Origin of the sequence: Paraburkholderia sp. IW21, from assembly GCF_041321145.1 — a bacterium.
In the GTDB taxonomy this organism is placed as follows: domain Bacteria; phylum Pseudomonadota; class Gammaproteobacteria; order Burkholderiales; family Burkholderiaceae; genus Paraburkholderia.
On the sequence record NZ_JBGGWA010000004.1, the window covers coordinates 397222 to 423905 of the forward strand.

The following is a 26684-nucleotide window of genomic DNA, read 5'->3' on the forward strand; positions in this document are numbered from 1 at the left end:
CATGTCGACTGATTCCAACCACCAATCGAGCAGCGGCCACGCGGTCGCCTTACGCGCCGAGCGCCGCTGGGCGATTTTCGCTTCGGCGCTGATCGTCCTGATGCTGGCCGTCATCGTTTTCTCGGGGCTGCATTGGGCGATGATGCCGCCCTCGCGTGTCGAGACCATCGATCCTTCGCGCTTGCAGTTGTCCGGCGAATTCGTCGAAGACAACCTCGGCAGCGCCGTCGAGCCGGATGGCTCGGTGGTCGTGCGTTTCATCGCGCAGCAGTATTCGTTCACACCGCAATGTCTGCTGGTGCCCGCCGACACGCCGATCACGATTCGCACGACCAGCGCCGATGTCGTGCACGGCCTGCTCGTCACCGACACCAACATCAACACAATGGTCGTGCCGGGCTACGTCGCGACGTTGAACACACGCTTCGACAAACCCGCCGATCACACCATGCCGTGCCACGAGTTCTGCGGCTTCGGCCACCAGACCATGTGGGCGCATGTGAAAGTCATCGACAAAGCCACGTTCTTCGAGCAAGCCCGACAATCACGGAGACTCAGCTGTGTTTCACGCTAAGCGACTCGTTCTCGCGCATTTCTGGCTCGCCTTCATCGCGTTTCTGATCGCACTGCTTCTCGGTGCCTGGCAGATGCTGGTGCGCAGCCCACTGGTGCCATGGGTCGGCGACCCGGAGCTCTACTATCGATCGGTGACCGCGCATGGCTCGGTGATGGCTTACGTGCTGCCTACCCTGGTGTCGATGGGCTTCGGCTACGCGATCGTCGAACTCGCGCTCGCCCAGCGGCTCGTCGGCCTCAAATGGGCGTGGGCCGCGTTCATCATGCTGGCGGTCGGCGCGGTGATGGCGATGGTTCCGGTCGCGCTCGGCAAGGCCTCGGTGCTCTACACCTTCTATCCGCCGATGATCGGCAGTCCGTTCTATTACCTCGGCGTAGTGCTGGTGGTGGTCGGCTCGTGGATCTGGGTTGCACTGATGCACATCAATCTGCGCATCTGGAAGCGCGCGAATCCCGGCAAGCCCATTCCGCTCGCGATGTTCGCCAACGTGGCGGGCGCGTATCTATGGGCGTGGACGGCGATCGGCGCGGCGCTCGAAATCCTGTTCCAGATTTTGCCGGTCGCTTTCGGCCTGACCAACACGATCGATGCCGGCCTCTCGCGCATCCTGTTCTCGTGGACGCTGCACGCGATCGTTTACTTCTGGTTAATCCCGGCTTACATCGCGTACTACACGCTCGTGCCGCGTGCGATCGGTGGACGGCTCTATAGCGATTCGATGGCGCGCGTGTCGTTCATTCTGTTCCTCGTGTTCGCGATGCCGATCGGCATTCACCATCTGTTCGCTGATCCGCAAGTCGGCTCGGGCTTCAAGTTTCTTCATGCGGTGTTCACCGGCATGGTGTCGGTGCCGACGCTGCTGACAGTGTTCACCATCTGCGCGTCGGTGGAAATCGCCGGGAGATTGCGCGGCGGCAAGGGCGCGTTCGGCTGGCTGACCGCGTTGCCGTGGCAGAACCCGATGATGCTGGTGATCGCATTCTCGTTCGTCATGCTGGGGCTCGGCGGTGCGGGCGGCCTGATCAACATGAGCTACCAGTTGAACTCGACGATCCACAACACGCAGTGGGTGACCGGGCACTTCCATCTGATTTTCGGTGGCGCAATTGTCATCATGTACTTCGCGATCGCGTATGAACTGTGGCCGCAACTGACCGGCCGCGCGATTGCGTCGGTGAAGCTGGTGCGTACGCAACTGTGGCTGTGGTTCATCGGCATGATGGTGGTGACGCTGCCGTGGCACTACGTCGGCTTGCTCGGTGCGCCGCGCCGCATGGCGTATTACGACTACAACATGCCGGGGATGGAATCACAGGCGTTCTGGGTTGGCATGTCGGCGGTGGGCGGACTGATCCTGGCGGTGTCCGGCGTGCTGTTCATTTACATTCTCGCGAAGTCGCAGTTCGGGCCGCAAGTGCAGCAACAAAGCTTCCGCTTCGCGAGCGCGGTGCAACCGGTGGAGCGCGTGCCTGCCGCGCTCAATAGTTTCGGCTTGTGGGTGGCGTTGATGATCGGACTGACGGTCGTCAACTACAGTGTGCCGATCGTTCAGTTGCTCAGATTGCCGCAGACGTCCGTGCCGGCAGTCGTCGTCGGAGCGCAGCGATGAGTCAGGAACGCGTCTTCAGCTTGCGCAACCCATGGTTCACGGTGAGCCTCGGCGGCACGATTGCGATTGCCGTTGTGTCGATATTGATCGGCTTCATCTGGTTGCCTTCGGCCAATAAGGGATTCAGCGAGCGTGGCTTATGGGCGACGATTTGCAGCGCCGCGGGCGTGCCGTCGAACTGGTACGGCGGCGCCAATATTGCCGGCCCGGCGCCGAGCGAGGTGGTGGTCTTGCCGCCTTTGCGGCGAGTGCGCGGCGATGCGAATTCGATCGGCCGCGGCGCGACGATCGCGACACAGAATTGCTCGATGTGTCATGGCGTGCTCGGCACGGTGCAGGTGACGGCGCCTGCGCTGGCCGGACAGTACGCCGACGTGGTTTATAAAGAGTTGCGCGACTATCAGAACGGCGTGCGGCAGAACGCGATCATGCAGCCGATCATTGCGGCTCGCAGCGATCAGGATCTGCATGATCTGGCGGCTTATTATGCTTCGCTACCTCGCGCGCCGGCGGCCGAGGTTTTGCCTACAGGCGTTGGACCGGATGCGGATGCCGTGAAGCTTGCCATGCAGGGTGATCCGCAGCGCAATATCGCGCCGTGTGCGGCCTGTCACGGGCAGCTCGATCGTAAAGGGGCCGCGCCCTGGCTCGGCGGGCAGTCGTCGATTTATCTCGCGGCACAGATGCGGGCGTTCGCTTCCGGCGCCCGGCATAACGATATCAATGAGCAGATGCGGAATGTGGCCCGGCAGATGACTTCGGCGGAGATTGATAGCTTGGCTAAGTATTACGCTGCTATGCAGTGAGGGTTTGAGTCTGGTTAGCTGTGGAATGGCGAGAAGACCGGCAATGCATGCCACGCATGCACGATCAAACACCGCAACTGCGCGGGCGTTGAAGTCGATTCACGATGCGCGTAGCCCATGGTCCGCTGTGAAAACACAGGCAATTAGCGCCGCGAAGGCAACTCAACATCAAACCGCTACGAACTCACCCGCACCTACCATCCCCGGCGCAGCTGCAGAACCGCCTTGCCGAGCGGCAAAAGCAGAAACTCCACTCCCCGTCTGAAACACAGCCACCGCCGAAGTCAACCGGCGAGCCTGCTCCTCAAGCGAACTAGCCGCCGCAGCAGCCTGTTCAACCAGCGCCGCGTTCTGTTGAGTCACCTCATCCATCTGCGCCACAGCCAGGTTCACCTGATCGATGCCGGTACTCTGCTCGATCGCAGCCGCCGCGATCTCACTCATAATCGAACTCACGCGAGAAATCGCCTCGACAATTTCGGTCATCGTCGAGCCCGAGCGCTCGACCAGTTGCGACCCCGCCTGCACCCGCGCCGTCGAAGCATCGATCAAACCCTTGATCTCTTTGGCCGCCGCCGCGCTTCGCTGTGCCAACGACCGCACTTCACCCGCCACCACCGCAAAGCCACGCCCCTGCTCGCCCGCGCGCGCCGCCTCGACCGCCGCGTTCAGCGCCAGAATATTGGTCTGGAAAGCGATCCCTTCGATCACGCCGACAATGTCGGCAATCCGTCGCGAGTCGTCGACGATGCCATGCATCGTGCCCACCACCTGCTCGGTCAGATCGCCACCCTGCGCAGCCAGGCTCGATGCGCCTTGTGCCAGCGAACTCGCCTGCTTCGCGTTATCCGCAGTCTGCTTGACCGTCGAGGTCAACTGTTCGATGCTCGCCGCGGTTTCCTCGAGCGACGCGGCCTGCTCTTCGGTACGCTGCGACAGATCGGTATTGCCCGCAGCAATCTCGCTCACGCCCGTATCGATAGATTCCGTGCCTTGACGCACGGCATTCACCGTCTCGATCAGCGAGTCCTGCATCTTGCGCAACGCCGTGGCGAGACGGCCCATTTCGTTGTTGCCGGTCACGTCGATTTGACTGGTTAGATCGCCGTTGGCAATCCGCTGAAACTGCGCAATGGTGGCGTCGACCGGAGCGACAATCGCGCGCACCATCACCGCCCGGCCGATCAACGCGCCCAGCAGCGACACCGCCATGCCCACCGCCACCGCAATGCAGATCGCGTAGAACAAATCCTGTGCATCCTGATAGCGCTGGGCGGCGTGATCGAGTTGCAATTGTTCAAGCGCGAGCATCGCCTTTTCGAATGCGCTGTAGAGCGACGGCAGCTTGTGCGCCTGCAATTGCTGGAAAGTAGTCTTGTCGCCGGACTTGAGCGCGGCCAGCGCCGGATCGACGCCCTCGTGCAGGAAGGTGTCGCGCTTGCCCAGCATAGCCTTGATCAGGCGCTGTTCGTCGGCATCCCCGCTCGCGCGGCTCACATAGTGATCAAGACGATCGTTGGATGCTTTCTGGTATTGATCGAAACGCTTGAGCACAGCGTTCGCGCCATCCTGATCGTTCAGGTCGACCAGCGAAGCGTAGGTCGCGAGAGCCAGACGCAGGCGCAGCAGTTGCCCCGCACTGCCCTCGAGGTCGGCGACAGCCGGGGTGTCCACCGTGTACATCTGCTGCAATGACGCGTTGCTCGAACGCAACGACAGCAGACCGGCTGCGGCGCCGAACAGCAGCACCACGCCAAAGAACACGATCATCAGGGTAAGGCTGGTGCGAATCGACAGAGTTTTCAACATCGAGCTTGTCTCCATTGGGCTGCCTGACCGGATGTTCAGAAAATTGGCCTCGGCCACGCGTGCTGCGCCCAAAGTCATTCGGCCAGGTCCGCAACTTCTGTTTAAAACTTAAGCGAACGCCACATAGATGTTCTACGGCGGGATGACAAAAAACTTTATGGTTGATGGCGCATACGTTTGCGATACATCAACATACGAGCGGAAGGTGGCCGCCGTTCACGCAGGGGCATTTGCGGAACCGCCCGGGTTTCTGGCGGGCAACGGTTGATAGAAAGTGAAGAGGCATGCGTCTCCGGAGCATTTCTATGTCAGAAATTGGCTCGGCTCTGCTGGTTTTCGCTTTATTGCTTGTCGGGACCGGGCTCGGCGTGTGGGTGCGCCCGCTATTGCCTGAGGAGCATAAGGCGCACGAGACCGTGCAACTCATCCAATTGGTTATCGGCATGCTGGTGACGTTTGCCGCGTTGGTGCTCGGGCTGATGACGGCATCCGCGAAATCCAGTTTCGATACCGAGTCGAATGATTTGCGCAGTTATGCGGCTGACCTGATCGAGTTCGACACGACCTTGCGGGAATACGGGCGCGATACCGATGAGGCCCGGCACCTGCTGCGCGTGTACACCGCCGCGGCGATTGCCTCGACATGGCCTGGCGAGCCGGCTCCGGCCGGTGATTATCCAAAGAACATCGGAACGCAGGACGACTCGCAGAAGCTGGAGAACGTGCGGCTCGGCGATATGCTGACCGCGGTGGGCAGGCAGTTGCGGCAATTGCGGGCGCATGATCCATTCCAACAGCGCGCGCTCGATGATGCGTTGACGCAATATCGGCGGACTGTGGATGCTCGATGGAAGATCATCGAGGAAGCGCACAGTTCAATTTCTCAGCCTTTCTTCATGACGCTGACGTTCTGGCTGTGCGTGATTTTTCTCAGCTTCGGATTGATTGCGCCACGCAATGCCTTGGCACTCGTCACGATTACGCTTGGGGCGGTTTCGATTGCTTCCGCTATCTATGTGATCGTGGATCTGGATACGCCGTTCACCGGGCCGATTGTTGTGTCCAGTTTGCCGATGAGAGATGCGTTGGAGCACCTCAGGCGGTGATGGCTTTTTGCCTTTGGCTGCGGAAGGCAAAACGCGATTCAGCGCAAACAAACCTACAAGGCGCACTGGAGGTCAGGTGAGCCAACGGTGGCAGCTTGCTCACGCTGCAATAAAAAAACCCCGCTGGAAAGCAGGGTTTTTTGCATTCACACGTTCGACACCAGCCTCAGAACGGAATATCGTCATCCATCTCATCAAAGCCACCGCCGGCCGGCGCGCTCGGACGGCTCGAACCACCGCCGCCGCCGCCGCTGCCGCCGCGCGAAGCGCCGCCGCCCGAAACCGCACGGCCACCGCCACCGCCGCCGCCGCTACGCTCCGACGGCTCGCCGCGGCTGTAACCGCCTTCATCACCACCGCCGCCGCCCATCGAGCCGCTACGGCCACCCAGCATTTGCATCTGCTCGGCGACGATTTCGGTCGAGTAACGGTCGGTGCCGTCCTGCGCCTGGTACTTACGGGTACGGATGCGCCCTTCGATATACACCGACGAGCCCTTCTTCAGATATTCGGACACGATTTCAGCGAGGCGGCCGAAAAACGTCACGCGATGCCATTCGGTGGCTTCCTTCATTTCGCCGGACGTTTTGTCCTTGTACCGGTCCGTCGTCGCAAGGCGGATGTTCGCCAGTGCGTCGCCGCTCGGCAGATAACGGACTTCCGGATCGGCTCCGAGGTTGCCGACGAGAATGACCTTGTTCACGGATGCCATGAGTTTCTCCTGTTGATTCCGTTACGGGCGGCGCGGCACACACGGTTCGCGTCTCATGGCCGGCAGGCCGGAGACCAGAACTGCGCCTCAGCCCGCCGCCGGGTGAGTTTTGTCACGCCTTCTTGCGCGGCGGCTGTTTCATATTTGCCGCGATTATAAGCCAGCAAAACACAAGCCCCGAACAGGCGAAAAATACTGCGCTCTGACCATCTGCCTTCAGCAGCCAGCCGCCGATCACCCCGCCCATTGCAAGGCCGATCGACTGCGTAGTGTTGTAGACGCCGGTGGCCGCGCCCTTGCGCGAGCCCGGCGCCAGTTTCGACACCAGAGAAGGCTGCGATGCTTCAAGAATATTGAAGCCCAGAAAGTAGACAAAGAGGATCGCCGCCACACTCAGAATCGTATGCGGTGCGACGCCCAGCAACAACTGTCCGATCAGGATAAGACCGATCGCACTGACCAGCACGATTTTCATCTTGCCGCGCTTCTCTGCTGCAATGATGGCCGGAACCATCATCACAAAAGAGAGGCCCATCACCGGCAGGTAGACCTTCCAGTGCGACGCAACGGGCAAGCCGCCCGCCACCAGAATGCGGGGCACCACCAGAAACAGCGCCGTTTGCGTGGCATGCAGCACGAGCACGCCGAAGTTCAGGCGTAGCAACTCGACGTTGTGCAGCACTTCGGAGAACGGCGCGCGCACGTGGACGGGCTTTGGCGCATCGGGCACGACCCACAGGACGACGCCAATCGCCACAATCGAGAAAATGCCGACCAGCAGGAACAGCCCGCTCATGCCGACCCACTGGAACACGATCGGCGCGCCGACGATCGCCACCGCGAACGACATGCCAATACTGCCGCCCACCATCGCCATCGCCTTGGTGCGATGCTCTTCAGAAGTGAGGTCGGCGATGAAAGCGAGCACGGCGGAAGACACCGCGCCCATCCCCTGAATCACCCGGCCGACAATAATCCACGTCATGTCGTGCGCACCCGCCGCGACAAAGCTGCCGAGCGCGAAGATCAGCAGCCCGGTGGCGATGACCGGCTTGCGGCCGATCTTGTCGGAGATCCAGCCATAGAAGATGTACAGCATCGACTGCGTCACGCCGTACGCCCCGAGCGCGATACCCACCAGCAGCACGTTGTCGCCGCCGGGGATGGTTTTCGCGTAGATCGAGAACACCGGCATGATCATGAAGAGACCGAGCATGCGCAGCGCGAAGATGGCGGCAAGCGACACGGTCGCGCGCAGTTCAGGCGCGCTCATGCGTGAGGATGTAGCGGACGGATTGGACATCGGGAGCGTTCTTTGAATGAGCTTGAGCGACACACCGCAGGCGGCCAACCCAGCAGGGCGGCCACAACCGCGCGGCATACCACGGGACGGCGGGAAGCATGCGGCGCGGCATTCGAGCCGGCGGCCTTTGCACCCTCGCCTGGCACTTCGCGGCGTCTTGTACTCGCGGAAAATGGCCCCAGCTAGACCTCTTCCCCGCAGCGCTGGACCGTTGCTTACAGCTTGCCTCGGCGCCCGTTCAGGCTGTCAGGAAGCCGTAACGGCGGTCTTGAAAAGTCGTTATAGTAGCAGGTTTAGCCTCTTCCTCTTTCCGCCAGGTCACGGGCCAAGTCTTGGAATAACGCGTGGAACAAATCCGTATCCGTGGGGCTCGTACCCACAACCTGAAGAACGTCAATCTCGACCTCCCCCGTCACAAGCTCGTCGTGATTACGGGCCTATCGGGCTCGGGTAAATCGTCGCTCGCGTTCGACACGCTCTATGCGGAAGGACAGCGGCGCTACGTCGAAAGTCTCTCCGCTTACGCCCGTCAATTCCTGCAATTGATGGAGAAACCGGACGTCGATCTGATCGAAGGCTTGTCGCCTGCGATCTCGATTGAACAGAAAGCGACCTCGCACAATCCGCGCTCCACGGTCGGCACGGTTACCGAAATTCACGACTATCTGCGGCTGCTGTTCGCGCGGGTCGGTACGCCTTACTGTCCGGACCACGAAATTCCGCTGGAAGCACAAAGCGTCTCGCAGATGGTCGACGCCGCGCTCGCGTTGCCGGAAGAGACCAAGCTGATGATCCTCGCGCCGGTAGTGGCGAACCGTAAAGGCGAGCACGTCGAACTGTTCGAGGAAATGCAGGCGCAGGGCTTCATCCGTTTTCGGGTGCGCTCGGGCGGCGGCACGGCCAATGAAGGCGTCGCGAAGATCTATGAAGTCGACTCGCTGCCGAAGCTGAAAAAGAACGACAAGCACACGATCGACGTGGTCGTGGACCGTCTGAAAGTCCGCGGCGATATGAAGCAGCGCCTCGCCGAATCGTTCGAGACGGCACTGCGTCTCGCCGACGGCCGCGCGATCGCGCTCGAAATGGATACCGACAAGGAGAAGCTGTTCAGCTCGAAGTTCGCCTGCCCGATCTGCTCGTATTCGCTGCAGGAACTGGAGCCACGCCTCTTCTCGTTCAACAACCCGATGGGCGCGTGCCCGGAATGCGACGGCCTCGGCCAGATCACCTTTTTCGATCCGAAGCGAGTGGTGGCGCATCCCTCGCTGTCCTTGGCGGCGGGTGCGGTGAAGGGCTGGGACCGGCGCAACCAGTTCTATTTCCAGATGCTGCAAAGTCTCGCGGCGTTCTACGAATTCGACATCGACACGGCCGTCGAAGACCTGCCCGAGAAAGTCCGCAAGATCCTGCTGTCAGGTTCGGGGAAACAGGAGATACCGTTCTCGTACATCAATGAGCGCGGCCGCACTTCCGTGCGCGAGCATGTGTTCGAAGGGATCATTCCGAATCTGGAACGGCGTTACCGTGAGACCGATTCAGCCGCGGTGCGCGAAGAACTCGCCAAGTATCAGAATAACCAGCCATGCCCCGCTTGCGCCGGTACGCGGCTGCGCCGGGAAGCCCGTTTCGTGCGGATCGGCTCGGACAGCGATGCACGCGGCATCTTCGAAATCAGCGGCTGGCCGTTGCGCGACGCGCTCGGCTATTTTCAGACGCTGCGGCTCGAAGGCTCGAAGCGCGAGATCGCCGACAAGGTCGTCAAGGAAATCGTCGCGCGGCTAATGTTCCTGAATAACGTCGGGCTCGATTACCTGTCGCTCGAACGCAGTGCGGAAACGCTGTCGGGCGGCGAGGCACAGCGGATTCGCCTCGCGTCGCAGATCGGTTCCGGTTTGACCGGCGTGATGTACGTGCTGGACGAGCCGTCCATCGGCTTGCATCAGCGCGACAACGACCGCCTGATCGCCACGCTCAAACATCTGCGTGATCTCGGCAACTCGGTGATCGTCGTCGAACACGACGAAGACATGATCCGCATGGCCGACTATGTGGTCGACATGGGACCGGGCGCGGGCGAACACGGCGGCATGGTGATCGCCGAAGGCACGCCCAGGCAGGTGGAGGCGAATGCTGCCTCGATGACCGGGCAGTACATGTCCGGCGCGCGCAACATCGAATTCCCGGACGAGCGCAAGGCGCCGGACGAGCGGCGTCTGCGGATCGTCGAGGCATACGGCAACAATCTGCAGCACGTCTCGCTCGACTTGCCGGTGGGCCTGCTGACCTGCGTGACCGGCGTGTCCGGCTCGGGCAAGTCCACGCTGATCAACGACACGCTTTACCACGCAGTCGCGCATCATCTGTACGGCTCGTCTACCGAGCCGGCGCCCTACGAATCGATCGAAGGTCTGGAGCACTTCGACAAGGTCATCAATGTCGACCAGTCGCCGATCGGCCGCACGCCGCGCTCGAATCCGGCCACGTACACGGGTCTCTTCACGCCGATCCGCGAACTGTTCGCGGGCGTGCCGGCGGCGAAGGAACGCGGCTACGAAGCGGGCCGCTTCTCGTTCAACGTAAAGGGCGGCCGCTGCGAATCCTGCCAGGGCGACGGCGTGCTGAAGGTGGAGATGCACTTTTTGCCGGACGTGTACGTTCCTTGCGACGTCTGCCACGGCAAGCGCTACAACCGCGAAACGCTCGACGTCCAGTACAAAGGCAAGAACATCAGCGACGTGCTCGACATGACGGTGGAAAACGCCTACGAGTTCTTCAAGCCGGTGCCGGTCGTCGCGCGCAAGCTGAGAACCTTGCTGGACGTGGGTCTGGGCTATATCCGGCTGGGCCAGTCGGCCACCACCCTCTCCGGTGGCGAGGCTCAGCGCGTCAAACTATCGTTGGAACTGAGCAAGCGCGATACCGGTCGCACTCTGTACATCCTCGACGAGCCGACCACCGGTTTGCACTTTCACGACATCGCCTTGCTGCTGGAAGTCATTCATCGTTTGCGAGACCAGGGTAATACCGTCGTGATCATCGAGCATAATCTCGATGTAATAAAGACTGCCGACTGGGTCATCGATCTGGGTCCGGAAGGTGGAGCCGGCGGCGGTCAGATCATTGCGCAAGGTACGCCGGAGCAGGTTGCCAAGTCGAAGGCGAGTTTTACGGGCAAGTATCTGGCGCCTCTGCTGAAGCGCGCGGCCAGTAAAAAGTAACGCGGTACAACACGGGTGGGAGGCGGAATAAGCCATGGCCAAGCGGAATCAGGCGCGCGACGACGGGCAAGTGCAAGACTTACGCCCACGCCCGGTCAGGCTGACTAGCGACATGAGCCTGCCGAAGCTGTCGGCAGTGGAAATCGGCAGTTATATGCTGATGCTGTTCGGAATGTGGGCGGTCATCGAACTGAGGCTGCTCGGCGCGTTGCTCGCCGGGCTGCTGGTGTTCCAGCTGGTGCACACGATCGCGCCGCGCATCGAGCGGCATATGTCGAGCCAGCGGGCGCGCTGGCTCGCGGTGGTGTTCCTGTCGGTGGTGATAGTCGGCGCGTTGACGGGGTTGACGCTCGGCATCATCGAGCACTTCGAGAACGACGTGCCGAGCGTGCAGAAGCTGCTTGACCAGGCGATGCAGTTGATCGACCAGGCGCGCGGCCGCATTCCGCAATTCGTCGCCAACTATCTGCCGGTCGACACCGAGCAGATGAAGGTGAAGGCGACCGAGCTGATGCAAACGCACGCGAACATGCTGCAGCAAAGCGGCAAGACCGTGGCGCGCGGCTTCACGCACATCCTGATCGGCATGATCATCGGCGCGATCATCGCGGTCGGGGCGCAGAAACATATGCAACGGCTGCCGCTGTCCACGGCATTCGTCACGCGCGTCAGCCGGTTCGCCGACGCGTTCCGCCGCATCGTGTTCGCGCAGGTGAAGATTTCCGCGATCAATGCGGTCTTCACCGGCATCTTCCTGCTGGTGATCCTGCCGATCTTTCACGATACGCTGCCACTGTCCAAAACGCTTGTGCTGGTCACGTTCATCATCGGCTTGCTCCCGGTGATCGGCAACCTGATCTCGAATACGATCATCGTCGCCGTGGCGCTCTCGGTGAGCTTTCCGGCGGCGATGATGTCGCTCGTGTTCCTCATTCTGATTCACAAGTTCGAGTATTTCCTGAATGCGCGCATCGTCGGCGGCCAGATCGAGGCGCGCGCCTGGGAACTGCTGGTCGCGATGCTCGTGATGGAAGCGGCGTTCGGTCTTCCCGGCGTGGTCGCGGCGCCGATCTTCTATGCGTATATCAAGCGGGAATTGATTTATCTGCGGCTGGTTTGAGCGCCTGCCGGGCGCGTAAGCGGACGCAGGCGACAAGCGGCACTTCGGTGCCGTTTTTTTTCGTCGGCCGTCTTCGGATGTCGAGCTGCACGTTCGACGCAAGCCCCCTCGAACAGCCCACGCCTTGCTGAAAATTTGCAGTAGGCAACATGATTCGCAAAAAATGCGAATAAATCCCATTTACACCGCGACCGCCGTGATGTGTCGTTAGCTACTCTTTTCCGCCTGCCGGTGCGCGCTTGCAGCAGGTTCATGCGGCCATGGCTTCACCTCAGTGCCCACCGCAAGCGCATCCACTGCTTTTAGCGAAACACCACCGTTTTGCTACCGTTCAATACGACGCGATGCTCGACGTGCCACTTCACCGCGCGCGCGAGCGTCACGCATTCGACGTCACGGCCGATCGCCGTCAATTGCTCCGGCGTCATGCTGTGATCGACCCGCTCCACTTCCTGCTCGATGATCGGACCTTCGTCGAGATCCGTCGTCACATAGTGAGCGGTCGCGCCGATCAGCTTCACGCCGCGGTCGAACGCCTGGTAATACGGCTTCGCGCCCTTGAAGCTCGGCAGGAACGAATGGTGAATATTGATCGCGCGACCCGCGAGGGCTTCGCACAACTGCGGCGACAGAATCTGCATGTAGCGCGCGAGCACCACCAGATCGGCTTGATGTTCGTCGATCACTTCGAGCACGCGCGCTTCCTGCGCGGCCTTCGCGCCGGGCGTACCGCCCACCAGCGGGAAGTGATGGAACGGAATGTCGTAGCTGGCGGCGAGTTGATAAAACTCTTTATGGTTCGAGATGATCGCCGGAATTTCGATACCCAGCTGACCCGTGCGGTAGCGGAACAGCAAGTCGTTCAGGCAATGGCCGATCTTCGACACCATGATGACGACGCGCGGCTTCACCGACGCATCGTGCAACTCCCAGCGCATTCCAAACTGCTCGGCGAGCGTCGCGAACGACGTACGCAACACCTCCAGGCCCGGATCGCCACCCACCTGCTGGAAATGCACCCGCATGAAGAACTCGCCAGTGCGGCTGTCGCCGAACTGCGCGGAGTCGAGAATATTGCTGCCACGCTCGAACAGAAAGCCCGAAACCGCGTGGACGATGCCGGGCCGGTCGGCGCACGACAGTTTGAGGATAAAGCTGTGATCGGTCGGCATGACCTGGGTGACTCCCTTCTTCAGTGCGTGGTTTGTTCGGTCTGTATTGCTCGATGCAGTGTGTTTCAGCGAACCGGTCGCACAAGCGCCTGACTCGCGTTCATGCAAGCGCCGGCGGTGCGAACACCGTCTCGATGCCCGGACACGCGTCTTCGTCGATCCAGCGGCGGCGCAGCAGGCAATCCAACGTGGCGAGACTCGCATCCACCGTCATCGCGCCTTCTTCGATCCAGCGCGCCACTTCGTCGATCCGCGCGAGCCGGTGTTCACCCACTTCGCCGTCCTGATTGCGCGGCGCAAAATCGGCCGGCAGCGCGAGGTCGTAGATGAAGATCTGTTCCGCCTGCGTGCCTTCCGGCAACGATTGCAGCACATGCGCGGTGCGGCCGGTCACGGCACGCGCGGCAATCTCCTCGGGAATGCCGGCTTCTTCCCTGCACTCCTTGATGATCGTCGCCTCGATGCCGAAGCCCCAGCCGATCCCACCTGCCACGACATTGTCGAGCATGCCCGGATCGGTTGCCTTGGTGTCGCTGCGGCGCGCGATCCACAATTGCGGCGCGCCATCCACGTATTCTACGACGCCGTTCAGATGCACCGCGTAGGTCATCGTGCCGAAGAAGCGCGAGGCCGCGCGTTCAATGTATGCAAGCGGCGGCGCATCGAAGGCATTGCGGATTGCGTAAGTCTCGTTGCGCCAGCCGGGAATGCGGCCTTCTGCAGCCAGCGCGCCGATCACGGAGCCGAGCGCCGCGCTGCGCAGATCGACCGTATTGAAGGCAGGCGCGAGCGTCACGCGGGCGCTGCCGATTTCGAAGACATCGGACCAGCGCGCGAGCAACGGCACATCGGTGAAGCGAATCCAGCCGACTTGCTCAGCGTCGATCCAGAACGGCAGATGCGCGTGAACATCGAAGCGGCGCGCGGCGGTGATGCAAGGCAAAGTCATTAAAGCTCCAACCCTTTCTTCAGTCGCAGTGGATGATCGTCAGGCGCTTCAATCACGCAAGGCCACGCGAATCCCGATCGCGATAAACGTCGCACCAGCGAGCCGATCGAGCCACACGCCCACGCGCGGCCGACGCTTCAGCCAGCCGCCGATCATGCCCGCGCACACGCCGAACAGCGAAAACACCACCACCGTCTGCAGCATGAACAGCACGCCGAGTTCGAGCATCTGCACCGTGACGCTCTGCGTGCCGTGCGGCTGTACGAACTGCGGCAGGAACACGACGAAGAACAGCGTCACCTTCGGGTTCAACAGATTACCGAGCACGCTCTGGCGAAACACCGTCATCAACGGTTGCGGCGCGCGCTCGTGCGCCGTCGCGAGGCCCTGGCTGCGCAACGCCTTGATGCCGATCCAGACCAGATAGGCGGCGCCGGCCAGCTTGATCACTTCAAACGCAACCGGCGACGAGCGCAGCAACGCGGCCACCCCAAGCGCGGCCAGCGTGGTGTGAAACGTGATGCCGGCGGCAAAGCCGAGTGCGGCGACGAGGCCCGCCGCGCGCCCCTGTGAAATGCCGCGCGCCAGCACTTGCAAATTGTCAGGGCCGGGCGCCATCGTGATGGCGATCGAGGTAGCGAGAAACAACAGGAAGTCAGGCATCGTTCTTACCTTCCATATAAGCAGGAAGAAGTTCGTATCCAGCGATCAATGGCCGTCGAATCCAGTCACGGTATAAAGCGGCAAGCCGCCGTCGCGCAGCAGCTTCGAGCCGCCAAGCTCAGGCAAATCGATAATCGCCGCGCCTTCGACCACCACCGCGCCGAGCCGCTCGAGCAGAATCTTGCCAGCCATCATCGTGCCGCCGGTCGCGATCAGATCGTCGATGATCACGACACGGTCGCCGGGCTTGCAGGCGTCCTCGTGAATCTCGACGGTCGCGGTGCCGTATTCGAGTTCGTAGGATTGCGAGACCCGCTTATAGGGCAGCTTGCCCTCCTTGCGGATCGGAATGAAGCCGAGGTTCAACTCGTACGCGAGGATCGGCCCAATGATGAAACCGCGCGCATCCAGACCGGCGATGTAATCGAGCTTCGCGTCGATATAACGCAGGACGAACAGATCGATCAGCACGCGCAGCGATTTCCGCTCCTGCAGGAGCGGCGTGATGTCGCGAAACTGCACACCCGGCTGCGGCCAGTCGGGCACCGTGCGGATGTGGCTTTTGATGTAGTCGGCCGCATCGAGCGGCGCGCTCGCGAGCGCGTTGGACATGATGTCTCCGGATGGACCTCGACAGGTCCGATGAAAGGCTAAATCAGGCGCGGCCGGCTAGGCGCGGCCGGCCAGGCGCGGCCGGCAACGCCGACCGTACGCGTTAGGCCGCAGCGGCGCCCGCGCGGCGATGTTTCGAGAGCCGCTCTTCGGCTTCGGCCAGCTGTTCGGGCAGACCGCGCAACACCACGATATCGCTCGCGCGCAGCTTGGTGGACGGATCCGGCTCGACGCCGCGAATGCCGTGCCGGCGAATCGCCGTCACTTCGACGCCCAGATCGAACAGGCCCAGTTCCGCCAGCGTTCGGCCCACCGCGTCCGAGTTTTCGTCGACCGGCACCGATTGTAGCCGCACCTGTTCGGGGCCGTCGTCGTCTTCCACGTCGTCCGCGCCGTGGAAATAGCCGCGCAACAGCGCGTAGCGCTCGTCGCGCATCTCCTCGACCCGCCGCACCACGCGCCGCATCGGCACGCCCATCAGTACCAGCGTGTGCGAGGCCAGCATCAGGCTGCCCTCGACGATTTCTGGAATCACCTCGGTCGCGCCGGCAGCCAGCAGCTTCTCCAGGTCGGCGTCGTCGACGGTACGAACGATCACCGGCAGCGTCGGTTCCAGTTCATGAATGTTATGCAGCACGCGCAGGGCCGAAGGCGTGTTCGCGTAAGTGATCGCGATGGTGGCAGCACGATGGATACCGGCGGCGAGCAGCGATTCGCGCCGCCCCGCATCGCCGAACACCACCGACTCACCCGCCGCCGCGGCGGCCTGCACGCGATCGGGGTCAAGGTCCAAAGCGACATAAGACAAACCTTCATGCTCCAGCATGCGCGCCAGATTCTGGCCGGCCCGGCCGTAACCGCAAATGATCACGTGGCCGCTTTGCTTCAGGCTCTGTGTCGCGATGCGCGTCATCTGCAACGACTGCATCATCCATTCAGTCGACGACAGCCGCAGCACGATACGATCCGCGTTCTGGATCATGAACGGCGCGGCCAGCATCGACAGCAGCATCGCCGCGAGAATCGCCTGCAGCAGCGTGGCGTCGACGAGATGCTTGTCGAGAATCAGATTCAGCAGCACGAAGCCGAACTCGCCGGCTTGTGCGAGGCCGATACCGGTGCGCATCGCAACGCCCGGCGAGGCACCGAACAGGCGTGAGAGTCCGGTCACCATCACCGCCTTCAGCAGGATCGGCCCGACCAGAAAGCCAAGCACGATGAACGGGTGATCCCAGATCACGCGCGGATTCAGCAGCATGCCCGTCGTGATGAAAAAGAGCCCCAGCAGTACGTCGCGAAACGGCTTGATGTCCTCTTCCACCTGATGGCGGTACGGCGTTTCCGCGATCAACATACCGGCGATGAACGCGCCGAGCGCGAGCGACAGCCCGAATTTGTCCGTGATGAACGCCGCGCCGAGCGTGACCAGCAGCAGATTGAGGATGAACAGTTCCTGCGAGCGGCGCCGCGCCACCACGTTGAACCAGCGCGTCATGAAGCGCTGGCCCACTATTAACAATAGCGCCAACGCCACGACGATCTTGATCGCCGCCACCCCGAGTGCGCTGACGAGATCTTCCGAATTGCCGCCCAGCGCCGCGATGACGATCAACAGCGGCACCACCGCCAGATCCTGGAACAGCAGCACGCCGAAGATATTGCGGCCGTGCTCGGTTTCGATCTCGAGCCGCTCCGCCAGCATCTTGCTGACGATGGCCGTGGACGACATCGCCAGCGCGCCGCCCAGCGCCACGCTCGCCTGCCACGTGATATGCACCCAGCGCTCCAGCACGAAGCCGAGCGTGACCGCGACCGCGATCGTCCCGATCACCTGCAACAGGCCGAGGCCGAACACGAGCCGGCGCATGGAGCGCAGTTTGGAGAGCGAAAACTCCAGCCCGATCGAAAACATCAGGAACACGACGCCGAACTCAGCCAGGTTCTGCGCGCCTGCTGAATCGGGAATCAGGCCGAACGCGTGCGGCCCGACGACGATGCCGACCGTCAGATAGCCGAGCATCGGTGGCAGGTTCAGAAAGCGAAAGATCACCACGCCCGCCACTGATGCCAGCAGCAGGAACAGCGTCATTTCGAGCGGGGAAATCATCGGCGGAAACGCATGGGTAAAGCGTCCTCGTTCGTCAGCGGAACCGCGCACGCAAAACACCGTGCGACCGGGTTGTGGGGCCGTTAAAAACAGCAATAAAAGCAGCGGCTTGGCACAGCAGGCCCGGCGCGGCGAACAAGCGCCTTTGCTATACTCCGCGAATGATAGCGAAAATCAATGGCGACCGGGCACTCGCGCTCGCTCGTGACGTGCTCGACATCGAAGCGGACGCCGTGCGCGCGCTTCGCGATCAACTCGACGATGGTTTCGTCGGGGCGATCGACTTCATCCTGGGCTGCCGTGGGCGCGTCGTCGTTTCCGGCATCGGCAAATCCGGCCATGTGGCCCGCAAGCTCGCGGCTACGCTCGCCAGCACCGGCACACCCGCCTTCTTCGTGCATCCCGCGGAAGCCAGCCATGGCGACCTCGGCATGGTCACGGCGGACGACGTGTTTCTCGCGCTGTCCAATTCCGGTGAAACCGAAGAACTCGTGGCGATCCTGCCGCTCATCAAGCGGATCGGCGCGAAGCTGATTGCGATGACGGGACGTCCGTCGTCGAGTCTCGCACAACTGGCCGACGTGCATCTGAATTCCGCCGTGTCGAAAGAAGCCTGTCCGATGAATCTCGCCCCCACCGCCAGCACCACCGCCGCGCTCGCGCTCGGCGATGCGCTCGCAGTCGCGGTGCTGGATGCGCGTGGCTTCGGCCGGGACGATTTCGCCCGCTCGCATCCGGGCGGCGCGCTCGGCCGGCGCCTGCTGACCTACGTGCGCGACGTGATGCGCACGGGCGACCAGGTCCCGAAAGTGACGCCGCAAGCGACCGTGCGCGACGCGTTGTTCCAGTTGACCGCCAAACGCATGGGCATGACGGCGATCGTCGACCACAACGATCACGTGACCGGCATCTTCACGGACGGCGACTTGCGCCGCGTGCTCGAACGCGACGGCGACTTCCGCGAACTGTCGATCGCCTCGGTGATGACCGCAGGCCCGCGCACCATCGGTCCGGATCAACTGGCTGTCGAAGCCGTGGAACTGATGGAGCGCCACCGGATCAATCAGATGCTGGTCGTCGACGAAGCAGGCAAGCTGATCGGCGCACTCAACATGCACGACCTGTTCTCGAAGAAGGTGATCTGATGACCGTCACCCCCCTGAGCGCCACTGAACGCGCCAGCCGCGTCAAGCTGATGATTTTCGACGTCGACGGCGTGCTGACCGACGGCGGCCTGCTGTTCACGGCGGAAGGCGACACGATGAAGGCGTTCAACTCGATGGACGGTCACGGCATGAAGCTGCTGCGCCAGGCCGGCATCGAAACGGCGATCATCACCGGGCGCCAGTCGGGCATCGTCGCGGCGCGGGTCAAGGAAATGAATATCACCCACGTCTATCAGGGCGTGCAAGACAAACCCCAGGCGTTCGCCGACCTGCTCAAGCAAACCGGCATGACGGCGCAAGAATGCGGCTATATGGGCGACGACTGGGTCGACCTCGGCGTGATGCTGAAGGTCGGCTTCGCGGCGGCGCCGGCCAATTCGCATCCTGAAGTGATCGCGCGCGCCCATTGGGTCAGTGAAGCGCGCGGCGGCCACGGCGCGGCACGCGAAGTCTGCGATACGCTGCTGCGCGCCCAGCATAAATACGACGCGCTGCTCGCGGCAGCCTGTAGCGGCGAACAGCGAGGCCTCGTCGGATGAATCAGTTTCGCTGGACCTCACTGATTCCGCTGGTCGCGATGGCCGCGCTCGCCGGTATTACGTGGTGGCTGCTGCAAGCCACATTGCCGCGGCAGAACGAAGACGTGGTGCGCCCCAAGCAGCACACGCCGGACTACTTCGCGGACAACTTCTCGGTTTCCGAACTCGATCAGTCGGGCTCGACGCAATACCGTCTGACCGCCCAGTCCCTGATCCACTACGAGGACGACGAGCTGAGCGACCTGGTCAAGCCGGCCATGCGCGCGTTCCAGCCCGGCAAGCCGATCGTCACCGCGACCGGCGACACCGGCAAGGTGAATGGCGACGCGTCGATCGTCGATCTGTACGACAACGCGCGCATCCTGCGCGCGGCCGGCAACGGCGATCCGCAGATGCAAGCGGATTCGCAGCATTTTAGGGTGCTGGTCAACGACGATGTGATCGAGACCGAAAAGCGGGTTAAACTTCAGCGCGGCATGTCGGTGATGACTGCCAGCGGCATGAACTACAACAACGTCACCCGGGTGATACAGCTGTTCGGCAATGTGAAGGGCGCGATCGCCGCGTCCGAAGGCTCCGTCAGCTCGCCCAAGCAACCCGGGTAATCCATTCCAGGCGTGACTGCATGAACGAATCGTTCCCCCGTTTTGATACCGGCCGCTCGCGCACTCTGTCCGCGTGCCGCGCCGGACTCGCTGCGCTAATCGTCGCGTTGCCGCTCGTCGGCTTCGCGCCGCTTGCGCACGCCGACCGTGCCGACAAGGACAAGCCGCTGAACATCGAAGCGGACAACATGACTTACGACGACCTGAAACAGGTCAACATCTTCACCGGCCACGTGGTCGCCACCAAAGGCACGATCGTGATCAAGGCCGATCGCGTCGAAGTGACGCAAGACCCGCAGGGCTATCAGTACGCCACCGGCACCTCGAGCGGCGGCAATCTGTCGTATTTCCGCCAGAAGCGCGAAGGCCTGGATGAATACATCGAAGGCACGGCGATCCGCATCGACTACGACGGCCGGCAGGATCTGACCACGCTCACCACCAACGCCACCGTGAAGCGCCTGCAAGGCCTTTCGACGGTGATGGACCAGGTACACGGCAGCGTCATCACCTATGACGGCGAGAACGATTTCTACACCGCGAAGGCAGGCAAGGACGTCGCCGGCCCGGGCAACCCGACCGGCCGCGTGCGCGCGATGCTGGCGCCGCGCAACGGCGGCGCCGCGCCGCTGAACGGCGCGTCGGCCACGCTCGCGCCGTCCACCACGATCCAGGGAGCGCCAAACCAGTGAGCTCCTCCGCATCCCTCCCCAATCGCAAACCGGCTGGCACCAGCAGTTCGCTGGTGGTCCGTAACCTGAAGAAGCGTTACGGCTCGCGCACGGTCGTCAAAGACGTGTCGCTCGACGTGAAAAGCGGTGAAGTGGTCGGCCTGCTCGGCCCCAATGGCGCGGGCAAGACCACGTCGTTCTATATGATCGTCGGCCTCGTGCCGCTCGACGCGGGCGAAATCGATCTGGACGGCAAGTCGATCAGCCTGCTGCCGATCCACAAGCGCGCCTCGCTCGGCCTGTCGTATTTGCCGCAGGAAGCGTCTGTGTTCCGCAAGCTCAGCGTCGAGGAAAACATTCGCGCGGTGCTGGAATTGCAGCACGAAGACAACGGCAAGCGGCTCAGCAAAGACACCATCACGAACCGCACCGAAGCCTTGCTTGACGAACTGCAGATCGCTCATCTGCGGGAAAATCCGGCGCTGTCGCTGTCGGGCGGCGAGCGTCGCCGGGTAGAAATTGCACGCGCGTTGGCCACCAATCCAAGTTTCATTCTGCTCGACGAACCGTTCGCGGGCGTCGATCCGATCGCGGTGCTGGAAATCCAGAAGATCGTCAAATTTTTGAAGCAGCGCAATATTGGCGTGCTCATCACCGATCACAACGTGCGCGAGACCCTCGGCATCTGCGATCACGCCTACATCATCAGCGACGGCAGCGTGCTCGCCGCCGGTGCGCCGAGCGAAATCATCGAAAACGAAAGCGTGCGGCGCGTCTATCTGGGCGAGCACTTCCGCATGTAAGCGCACAAGGGATGACCGGCGGTGCGAGCGCGCATCCGCCGGCCCCTTTTGCGGCACCCGCACATCAGCATTTTTGACCGGAGCCCTCTCGCGCGCCGCGCCGCCGAAAACGGGCGCACGCGTAATTGCGAATGTCTCAATGTATCGCGGTCGTGGCAAACTCTTTACAATGAATCTCAACTTGCCATGAAAGCCAGCCTCCAACTCCGCCTATCGCAGCATCTTGCGCTGACCCCGCAACTGCAGCAGTCCATCCGGCTGCTTCAGCTGTCCACGCTCGAACTGCAGCAGGAAGTCGCAATGGCGATCTCGCAGAATCCGCTCCTCGAGAACGAGGACGACTGGATCGCGAGCCCCTTGCGCGTGGCGTCCGACGGCTCGCTGATCACCCAGGCACCCAATTCCTCCGCGCCGCCCGACCAGATGGGCGGCAATATGTCGTCTTCGTCCACCAGCAGCAGCGAGCGCGCCGAGAACGGCGAGCCACAGGGTGTCGACGAATACAACGGCCTCGCGGGCGACAGCAACGGCGACGCGTCGCAATGGGATCTCGGCGACTACGGCCGCTCCGGCAATGCCTCGGACGACGACGATCTGCCGCCTTTGCAAATCCACGAATCGAGCACCTCGCTGCGCGATCATCTGATGGCGCAATTGCGGGTCACCCAGGCGGGCCAGCGCGACCGCGCGCTGATCACCTTCCTGATCGAATCGCTCGACGACGACGGTTACCTTGCCGCCACGCTCGACGAAGTACTGGCCGACCTGCCCGAAGAACTCGAAGTCGATCTCGACGAAATGAATGCCGCGCTTGCGCTGCTGCATAGCTTCGACCCGGCAGGGGTTGGCGCACGCTCCGCGTCCGAATGTCTCAAGCTACAATTGTTGCGGCTCGAACAGTCGCCTACTCGCACGCTTGCGCTCGACATCGTTGCCAACCATCTGGAACTGCTCGCGGCACGCGATTTCACGCGTCTGCGCAAGCACCTGAAGGCGAATGACGACGATTTGCGGGATGCGCATGTTCTGATCCGCTCGCTCGAGCCATTTCCCGGCGCCGCCTACGGCAAGGCGGAAGCGGACTATGTCGTGCCCGACATCATGGTGCGCAAAACAGCACAGGGCTGGCAGGCGGAACTGAATCCGGAAGTGGTGCCGAAGCTGCGCATCAACCACCTGTACGCGAATATTCTGCGCAATAACCGGGGCGATCCGGGTAGCGGATCGTTGCGCCAGCAACTGCAGGAAGCACGCTGGTTGATCAAGAATATCCAGCAACGCTTCGAGACCATCCTCCGGGTGGCGCAAGCCATTGTCGAGCGCCAGAAGAGCTTTTTTGTGCACGGCGAAATTGCCATGCGCCCCTTGGTTTTGCGAGAAATTGCTGATACGCTGGGCCTACACGAGTCAACTGTCTCGCGTGTGACAACCGGTAAATACATGCTGACCCCATTCGGGACGCTTGAATTTAAGTACTTCTTCGGATCACACGTTTCAACCGACACGGGCGGCGCGGCCTCTTCCACAGCGATTCGCGCGCTCATCAAGCAACTGATAGGAGCGGAAAACCCGAAATCTCCTCTTTCAGACAGCCGCATAGCCGAACTGCTGGCGGAACAGGGCTTCGTGGTCGCACGGCGTACCGTTGCGAAGTATCGCGAAGCGCTCAAGATTCCGGCAGTCAACCTGCGCAAGTCTCTGTAGCCCGTCGCCTTCCGTGGCGGGCATTTACCGGCCGCTCCGCAGTTGGCGGACAGGCCGGCCGATGCGACCTGCCAGAAGTCAGTCACCGGGGGGCGACTCAGGCAAGCCGACAGATCGACCGGACCTTCGTCATCGTGCGGAACAAGCGGCCATTAGCTTGGAGAAGCACTATGAATCTGCAGATCAGTGGACACCACCTCGAAGTAACGCCTGCGTTGCGCGAATACGTGATCACCAAACTGGATAGGGTGCTAAGACATTTTGATCAGGTAATTGACGGCAGTGTGGTCCTCTCGGTCGACAACCACAAGGAAAAGGAAAAGCGGCAAAAGGTTGAAATCAACCTGCATCTCAAGGGCAAGGACATCTTTGTCGAGAGCTGTGACAGCGATCTCTACGCTGCGATCGATCTGATGATCGACAAGCTCGACCGACAAGTGATACGCCATAAAGATCGCCTGCAAGGCCATCAGCACGATGCGATCAAGTACCAGCCGGCGCCGCAACTGGACGTGCCGCCGCAATAAGGGAAATTAGAAGGTTTTCCTTTATTTTCCTTCAGGTGCCCTTAGCCAGCCAAACCGCCCGAGACCGGGCGGTTTTTCGTTTCCCCGGCACCCTTCTCGCGCCCCGGCGCCGCGCGGATCGATTCTTCAAATAAACCCAGAGCGCATCGTTGGCGCGCCGCACCATCGGTGGCTACCCTGTTCTATAATGTTCCGGTTACCATCGGGGTCAAGTTAGCTCAAGCGGAAGTCGGTCGGCCGGAATCCTGCGCTTTCGGACTCCAACGCACGTCGCCGTGAGCATCAAACGAATGGAACTTCACTCAAACGCCCCAGCGAGGAGAACCCAGGCCACGTTTTCGCCTGTCAACATGAATCGTTTAGCCAAATTTCTTCCCCTCGAGAACGTCGTCGTCGGACTATCGGTCACCAGCAAGAAGCGCGTGTTCGAGCAAGCGGGCCTGATCTTCGAGAACCAGAACGGCATCGCCCGTAGCACGGTCACTGACAATCTGTTCGCGCGTGAGCGCCTCGGATCGACAGGACTCGGCGAAGGCGTCGCAATTCCGCATGGCCGGATCAAAGGCTTGAAGCATCCGCTCGCCGCGTTCGTCCGCCTCGCCGAACCCATCCCCTTCGAATCGCCCGACGGCCAGCCGGTCTCGTTGCTGATCTTCCTGCTCGTGCCCGAACAGGCCACTCAGCAGCACCTCGAAATTCTTTCGGAAATCGCCCAGTTGCTGTCCGATCGCGAAGCCCGCGAGCGCCTGCATACGGAAGAAGACCGCGAATCGTTGCATCGCCTGCTCACTCAGTGGCAACCTTGATGCATCGGCGGTTATCCGCACGCCGGTTATTCGCCCGCAGCGATTACAGCCCGGCAAAGTAGGCGGCCCGCGTTAGCGCGGCCGCACCCTTGCCTGGCAAGCGGCCCACACTGGAGTCACTGACTCATGGATACGTCCAGCATCAACGCCCAGAGCATTTTCGACGACAACGCCGCCACGCTGAAACTGAGCTGGCTGACGGGGCATGAAGGCTGGGAGCGCGGCTTTTCTTCGGAATCGGTCGCCAATGCCACGTCGAGCGCCGACCTCGTCGGCCACTTGAACCTGATCCACCCGAACCGGATCCAGGTGCTCGGCGACGCCGAAATCGACTACTACAAGCGCCAAACCGACGAAGACCGCTCGCGTCACATGGCCGAGCTGATCGCATTGGAGCCGCCATTTCTGGTCGTGGCAGGCGGCGTCGCCGCGCCGCCGGAACTGGTGCTGCGCTGTACACGCTCGTCCACGCCGCTCTTCACCACGCCGATGTCCGCCGCTGCAGTGATCGACAGCCTGCGCCTCTACATGTCGCGCATTCTCGCGCCACGCGCCACGCTGCATGGGGTATTTCTCGACATTCTCGGCATGGGCGTCCTGCTCACCGGCGACTCCGGTCTCGGCAAAAGCGAACTCGGGCTGGAACTGATTAGCCGTGGCCACGGCCTCGTAGCCGACGACGCAGTGGATTTCGTGCGCCTCGGTCCGGACTTCGTCGAAGGACGCTGCCCGCCGCTGCTGCAAAACCTACTCGAAGTGCGCGGCCTGGGTCTGCTCGACATCAAGACGATTTTCGGTGAAACCGCAGTGCGCCGCAAAATGAAACTGAAGCTGATCGTCCAACTGGTGCGCCGTCCCGACGGCGAGTTCCAGCGGCTGCCGCTCGAAAGCCAAACCGTCGACGTACTCGGCCTGCCGATCAGCAAAGTCACGATTCAGGTGGCGGCGGGCCGCAACCTCGCGGTGCTGGTCGAAGCGGCCGTGCGCAATACGATCCTGCAACTGCGCGGCATCGATACATTGCGCGACTTCATGGATCGCCAGCGCCTGGCAATGCAAGACCCGGACAGCCAGTTTCCCGGCAAGTTGATCTAAGTCGGGAGCGTTTCGCTGCGCTCGCCGCCAACGGCCGGCTGCGGGCGCCCGCAAGGACCAGATGCTATGATGAACTGTACGGATTTCACGATTCCATGCGCATAATCCTGATCACCGGTATTTCCGGCTCCGGCAAATCAGTTGCCTTGAACGCGCTTGAAGACGCAGGCTACTACTGCGTCGACAATCTGCCGCCGCGTTTTTTGCCGCAACTGGCCACCTATCTCGCCGACGACGGCCAAGAACGCCTGGCGGTCGCTATCGACGCGCGCTCGAGCGCTTCGCTCGACGAAATGCCCGCGATGATCCGCGACCTGTCCGGCGCCCACGACGTGCGCCTCCTGTTCCTGAACGCCAGCACGCAGGCGCTGATTCAGCGCTTCTCCGAAACGCGCCGCCGCCATCCGCTGTCCGGTTCTACCGCGCACGACGCGGATGTCGGCTTGTTGACGTCGCTCGCCGAAGCGATCGAACGCGAACGTGAACTGGTGGCCGGGCTCGTCGAATTCGGCCATCAGATCGACACCAGCAATTTGCGCGCGAACGTGCTGCGTGCGTGGGTCAAACGCTTTATCGAGCAGGAAGACGCGGGGCTCGTGCTGATGTTCGAGTCGTTCGGCTTCAAACGCGGCGTGCCGCTCGACGCCGATTTCGTTTTCGACGTACGCACGTTGCCGAACCCGTACTACGATCATGAATTGCGGCCGCTCACGGGCTTGGACCAACCGGTGATTGATTTTCTCGATGCACTGCCGGTTGTGCACGAAATGATCGACGACATCGAAAAGTTTCTCGCCAAATGGCTGCCGCATTTCCGTGACGACAATCGCAGTTATCTAACGGTTGCCATCGGTTGCACGGGTGGCCAGCACCGCTCGGTGTTTATTGCGGAGGCGCTCGCCGCGCGCCTCGCCGCTTCGGCAAATGTCATTGTGCGGCATCGCGATGCGCCGGTTCATGCTGGCGAATCATCGAAGTTAGTGGCTTAACCGGCCGCATCGCGCG

At 61.9% G+C, this 26684-nt stretch carries 24 protein-coding genes; 16 read left to right on the forward strand and 8 right to left on the reverse strand.

The window, feature by feature from the left end; translation table 11 throughout:
- The first annotated feature begins 1 nt into the window (after position 1).
- Genes ACAX43_RS12205 through ACAX43_RS12215 form a run of 3 tightly spaced genes read left to right on the forward strand, consistent with a single transcriptional unit; the run spans position 2 to position 2992 of the window.
- Positions 2-574: a cytochrome C oxidase subunit II gene (locus tag ACAX43_RS12205; protein ID WP_370708652.1), complete on the forward strand. Its 573-nt coding sequence runs from the start codon at positions 2-4 to the stop codon at positions 572-574.
- A complete protein-coding gene (locus tag ACAX43_RS12210; protein ID WP_370708653.1) occupies positions 561-2186 on the forward strand; it encodes a b(o/a)3-type cytochrome-c oxidase subunit 1 in 1626 nt (541 codons plus the stop codon). Before ACAX43_RS12205 ends, ACAX43_RS12210 begins: the two co-directional genes overlap by 14 nt.
- On the forward strand, positions 2183-2992 hold the full coding sequence (locus ACAX43_RS12215; RefSeq protein WP_370708654.1) for a cytochrome c: 810 nt from the start codon (positions 2183-2185) through the stop codon (positions 2990-2992). The genes ACAX43_RS12210 and ACAX43_RS12215 overlap by 4 nt, the downstream gene beginning before the upstream one ends.
- A gap of 168 nt (positions 2993-3160) precedes the next feature.
- Here ACAX43_RS12215 and ACAX43_RS12220 read toward each other — a convergent pair whose 3' ends face one another.
- Positions 3161-4801 (reverse strand): methyl-accepting chemotaxis protein, encoded by a 1641-nt coding sequence (locus tag ACAX43_RS12220; RefSeq protein WP_370708655.1) that lies wholly within the window; start codon positions 4799-4801, stop codon positions 3161-3163.
- A 305-nt stretch (positions 4802-5106) separates the two neighbouring features.
- Between ACAX43_RS12220 and ACAX43_RS12225 the strand changes: the two genes are divergently transcribed.
- Positions 5107-5907 carry a hypothetical protein gene (locus tag ACAX43_RS12225; protein WP_370708855.1) on the forward strand — a complete coding sequence of 267 codons (801 nt, stop codon included), beginning with the start codon at positions 5107-5109 and terminating at the stop codon, positions 5905-5907.
- Positions 5908-6073: 166 nt separating this feature from the next.
- Here ACAX43_RS12225 and ACAX43_RS12230 read toward each other — a convergent pair whose 3' ends face one another.
- Both ACAX43_RS12230 and ACAX43_RS12235 read right to left on the reverse strand, forming a co-directional pair.
- Entirely contained in the window at positions 6074-6619 is a 546-nt protein-coding gene (locus ACAX43_RS12230; protein ID WP_370708656.1) for a single-stranded DNA-binding protein, read from the reverse strand.
- A gap of 112 nt (positions 6620-6731) precedes the next feature.
- Positions 6732-7922 carry an MFS transporter gene (locus ACAX43_RS12235; RefSeq protein WP_370708657.1) on the reverse strand — a complete coding sequence of 397 codons (1191 nt, stop codon included), beginning with the start codon at positions 7920-7922 and terminating at the stop codon, positions 6732-6734.
- 344 nt (positions 7923-8266) lie between these two features.
- On the opposite strand from ACAX43_RS12235, the gene uvrA reads away from it, so the two are divergent.
- Positions 8267-11140, forward strand: a complete 2874-nt coding sequence (gene uvrA, locus ACAX43_RS12240) for an excinuclease ABC subunit UvrA (protein WP_370708658.1) — start codon at positions 8267-8269, stop codon at positions 11138-11140.
- Between the two features lie 34 nt (positions 11141-11174).
- Positions 11175-12260: an AI-2E family transporter gene (locus tag ACAX43_RS12245; RefSeq protein WP_370708659.1), complete on the forward strand. Its 1086-nt coding sequence runs from the start codon at positions 11175-11177 to the stop codon at positions 12258-12260.
- Between the two features lie 302 nt (positions 12261-12562).
- Here the strand turns inward: ACAX43_RS12245 and purU are convergent, their stop codons facing one another.
- The 5 genes from purU to ACAX43_RS12270 form a co-directional block, all read right to left on the reverse strand.
- Positions 12563-13432, reverse strand: a complete 870-nt coding sequence (gene purU, locus ACAX43_RS12250; protein ID WP_370708660.1) for a formyltetrahydrofolate deformylase — start codon at positions 13430-13432, stop codon at positions 12563-12565.
- A gap of 100 nt (positions 13433-13532) precedes the next feature.
- Positions 13533-14381, reverse strand: a complete 849-nt coding sequence (locus ACAX43_RS12255) for a DUF4743 domain-containing protein (protein WP_370708661.1) — start codon at positions 14379-14381, stop codon at positions 13533-13535.
- A 48-nt stretch (positions 14382-14429) separates the two neighbouring features.
- Complete coding sequence (locus tag ACAX43_RS12260) at positions 14430-15044, reverse strand: LysE family translocator (RefSeq protein WP_370708662.1); 615 nt, start codon at positions 15042-15044, stop codon at positions 14430-14432.
- Between the two features lie 45 nt (positions 15045-15089).
- Positions 15090-15656 (reverse strand): adenine phosphoribosyltransferase, encoded by a 567-nt coding sequence (locus ACAX43_RS12265; RefSeq protein WP_370708663.1) that lies wholly within the window; start codon positions 15654-15656, stop codon positions 15090-15092.
- 103 nt (positions 15657-15759) lie between these two features.
- Positions 15760-17763, reverse strand: coding sequence for a cation:proton antiporter (locus ACAX43_RS12270; protein WP_370708856.1), 2004 nt, complete (start codon positions 17761-17763; stop codon positions 15760-15762).
- A 161-nt stretch (positions 17764-17924) separates the two neighbouring features.
- On the opposite strand from ACAX43_RS12270, the gene kdsD reads away from it, so the two are divergent.
- The 10 genes from kdsD (at position 17925) to rapZ (ending at position 26668) form a co-directional block, all read left to right on the forward strand.
- Positions 17925-18908: an arabinose 5-phosphate isomerase KdsD gene (gene kdsD, locus ACAX43_RS12275; protein ID WP_370708664.1), complete on the forward strand. Its 984-nt coding sequence runs from the start codon at positions 17925-17927 to the stop codon at positions 18906-18908.
- Complete coding sequence (locus ACAX43_RS12280) at positions 18908-19468, forward strand: KdsC family phosphatase (RefSeq protein ID WP_370708665.1); 561 nt, start codon at positions 18908-18910, stop codon at positions 19466-19468. The genes kdsD and ACAX43_RS12280 overlap by 1 nt, the downstream gene beginning before the upstream one ends.
- The gene (lptC, locus tag ACAX43_RS12285; protein ID WP_370708666.1) at positions 19465-20073 is read left to right on the forward strand and encodes an LPS export ABC transporter periplasmic protein LptC; all 609 of its coding nucleotides are present in this window, start codon (positions 19465-19467) and stop codon (positions 20071-20073) included. The genes ACAX43_RS12280 and lptC overlap by 4 nt, the downstream gene beginning before the upstream one ends.
- A gap of 20 nt (positions 20074-20093) precedes the next feature.
- The gene (lptA, locus tag ACAX43_RS12290; RefSeq protein WP_370708667.1) at positions 20094-20765 is read left to right on the forward strand and encodes a lipopolysaccharide transport periplasmic protein LptA; all 672 of its coding nucleotides are present in this window, start codon (positions 20094-20096) and stop codon (positions 20763-20765) included.
- Complete coding sequence (gene lptB, locus ACAX43_RS12295; protein WP_370708668.1) at positions 20762-21547, forward strand: LPS export ABC transporter ATP-binding protein; 786 nt, start codon at positions 20762-20764, stop codon at positions 21545-21547. Before lptA ends, lptB begins: the two co-directional genes overlap by 4 nt.
- A gap of 186 nt (positions 21548-21733) precedes the next feature.
- Positions 21734-23251, forward strand: coding sequence for an RNA polymerase factor sigma-54 (locus tag ACAX43_RS12300; RefSeq protein WP_370708669.1), 1518 nt, complete (start codon positions 21734-21736; stop codon positions 23249-23251).
- Between the two features lie 170 nt (positions 23252-23421).
- Complete coding sequence (gene hpf / locus ACAX43_RS12305) at positions 23422-23778, forward strand: ribosome hibernation-promoting factor, HPF/YfiA family (RefSeq protein ID WP_179735939.1); 357 nt, start codon at positions 23422-23424, stop codon at positions 23776-23778.
- A 290-nt stretch (positions 23779-24068) separates the two neighbouring features.
- Entirely contained in the window at positions 24069-24584 is a 516-nt protein-coding gene (locus ACAX43_RS12310) for a PTS sugar transporter subunit IIA (protein WP_370708670.1), read from the forward strand.
- Positions 24585-24710: 126 nt separating this feature from the next.
- Complete coding sequence (gene hprK / locus ACAX43_RS12315) at positions 24711-25679, forward strand: HPr(Ser) kinase/phosphatase (protein WP_007179412.1); 969 nt, start codon at positions 24711-24713, stop codon at positions 25677-25679.
- Positions 25680-25774: 95 nt separating this feature from the next.
- A complete protein-coding gene (rapZ, locus tag ACAX43_RS12320; RefSeq protein WP_370708671.1) occupies positions 25775-26668 on the forward strand; it encodes an RNase adapter RapZ in 894 nt (297 codons plus the stop codon).
- The last annotated feature ends 16 nt before the right edge of the window (positions 26669-26684 follow it).

What these genes read in the sequence shown, in the direction of transcription:
- ACAX43_RS12205 (WP_370708652.1), top strand. Translation starts at nt 2, where the DNA reads ATGTCGACTGATTCCAACCACCAATCGAGCAGCGGCCACGCGGTCGCC.
- ACAX43_RS12215 (WP_370708654.1), top strand. Translation starts at nt 2,183, where the DNA reads ATGAGTCAGGAACGCGTCTTCAGCTTGCGCAACCCATGGTTCACGGTG.
- ACAX43_RS12220 (WP_370708655.1), bottom strand. Translation starts at nt 4,801, where the DNA reads ATGTTGAAAACTCTGTCGATTCGCACCAGCCTTACCCTGATGATCGTG.
- ACAX43_RS12225 (WP_370708855.1), top strand. Translation starts at nt 5,107, where the DNA reads ATGTCAGAAATTGGCTCGGCTCTGCTGGTTTTCGCTTTATTGCTTGTC.
- ACAX43_RS12230 (WP_370708656.1), bottom strand. Translation starts at nt 6,619, where the DNA reads ATGGCATCCGTGAACAAGGTCATTCTCGTCGGCAACCTCGGAGCCGAT.
- ACAX43_RS12235 (WP_370708657.1), bottom strand. Translation starts at nt 7,922, where the DNA reads ATGTCCAATCCGTCCGCTACATCCTCACGCATGAGCGCGCCTGAACTG.
- ACAX43_RS12245 (WP_370708659.1), top strand. Translation starts at nt 11,175, where the DNA reads ATGGCCAAGCGGAATCAGGCGCGCGACGACGGGCAAGTGCAAGACTTA.
- purU (WP_370708660.1), bottom strand. Translation starts at nt 13,432, where the DNA reads ATGCCGACCGATCACAGCTTTATCCTCAAACTGTCGTGCGCCGACCGG.
- ACAX43_RS12255 (WP_370708661.1), bottom strand. Translation starts at nt 14,381, where the DNA reads ATGACTTTGCCTTGCATCACCGCCGCGCGCCGCTTCGATGTTCACGCG.
- ACAX43_RS12260 (WP_370708662.1), bottom strand. Translation starts at nt 15,044, where the DNA reads ATGCCTGACTTCCTGTTGTTTCTCGCTACCTCGATCGCCATCACGATG.
- ACAX43_RS12265 (WP_370708663.1), bottom strand. Translation starts at nt 15,656, where the DNA reads ATGTCCAACGCGCTCGCGAGCGCGCCGCTCGATGCGGCCGACTACATC.
- ACAX43_RS12270 (WP_370708856.1), bottom strand. Translation starts at nt 17,763, where the DNA reads ATGATTTCCCCGCTCGAAATGACGCTGTTCCTGCTGCTGGCATCAGTG.
- kdsD (WP_370708664.1), top strand. Translation starts at nt 17,925, where the DNA reads ATGATAGCGAAAATCAATGGCGACCGGGCACTCGCGCTCGCTCGTGAC.
- ACAX43_RS12280 (WP_370708665.1), top strand. Translation starts at nt 18,908, where the DNA reads ATGACCGTCACCCCCCTGAGCGCCACTGAACGCGCCAGCCGCGTCAAG.
- lptC (WP_370708666.1), top strand. Translation starts at nt 19,465, where the DNA reads ATGAATCAGTTTCGCTGGACCTCACTGATTCCGCTGGTCGCGATGGCC.
- lptA (WP_370708667.1), top strand. Translation starts at nt 20,094, where the DNA reads ATGAACGAATCGTTCCCCCGTTTTGATACCGGCCGCTCGCGCACTCTG.
- ACAX43_RS12300 (WP_370708669.1), top strand. Translation starts at nt 21,734, where the DNA reads ATGAAAGCCAGCCTCCAACTCCGCCTATCGCAGCATCTTGCGCTGACC.
- hpf (WP_179735939.1), top strand. Translation starts at nt 23,422, where the DNA reads ATGAATCTGCAGATCAGTGGACACCACCTCGAAGTAACGCCTGCGTTG.
- ACAX43_RS12310 (WP_370708670.1), top strand. Translation starts at nt 24,069, where the DNA reads ATGGAACTTCACTCAAACGCCCCAGCGAGGAGAACCCAGGCCACGTTT.
- hprK (WP_007179412.1), top strand. Translation starts at nt 24,711, where the DNA reads ATGGATACGTCCAGCATCAACGCCCAGAGCATTTTCGACGACAACGCC.
- rapZ (WP_370708671.1), top strand. Translation starts at nt 25,775, where the DNA reads ATGCGCATAATCCTGATCACCGGTATTTCCGGCTCCGGCAAATCAGTT.